We start from the raw sequence: 519 nt of genomic DNA on the forward strand, positions 1-519 counted from the left end.
CAGTTTGAAAAAGTCGCTGAAGCAGGTATGTCCGACGCACAGCTTTACAAGCAGGCAGGAAATTCAATTACGGTAAATGTGGTTGAAGCTATTGCAAGAAATTTACTGAAATTTGACGAGGAGGAAAACGCAAATGAAGAATATGATAAAAATATTTGAAAATGACGAATTCGGAAAAGTGAGAACAGTCATTAAGGACGGCGAACCGTGGCTTGTAGGAAAAGATGTTGCGGAAATTTTAGGGTATTCCAACACAAGGGACGCTCTTTCACGTCATGTGGATACCGAGGATAAAACCACCGTCGTGATTTCCGACAGTGGTTCAAATTACAAGAGCAAGACCACTATTATCAATGAAAGCGGCTTTTACAGCTTAGTTCTCTCAAGCAAAATGCCGAGAGCCAAAGAGTTCAGGCGTTGGGTGACCGCCGAAGTCCTCCCCACCATCAGACGCACCGGCGGCTACGTTTCCAACGAGGATATGTTCATCAAAAACTATCTCCCCTTTCTCGACGAGCC

Annotated in this window: 2 protein-coding genes; both read left to right on the forward strand. The window is 44.5% G+C overall.

Translation table 11 applies throughout. From position 1 onward, the window contains the following. Positions 1-27: 27 nt before the first annotated feature. Entirely contained in the window at positions 28-159 is a 132-nt protein-coding gene (locus DWW81_RS13065; protein ID WP_347502998.1) for a DNA cytosine methyltransferase, read from the forward strand. Continuing rightward, positions 134-519, forward strand: a 386-nt coding sequence (locus tag DWW81_RS13070) for a BRO family protein (protein WP_117897157.1), incomplete at its 3' end; no start/stop codon positions are given. The genes DWW81_RS13065 and DWW81_RS13070, both read left to right, overlap by 26 nt.

This window comes from Ruminococcus sp. AF17-1AC (assembly GCF_003461385.1).
Taxonomy (GTDB): domain Bacteria; phylum Bacillota; class Clostridia; order Oscillospirales; family Ruminococcaceae; genus Hominimerdicola; species Hominimerdicola aceti.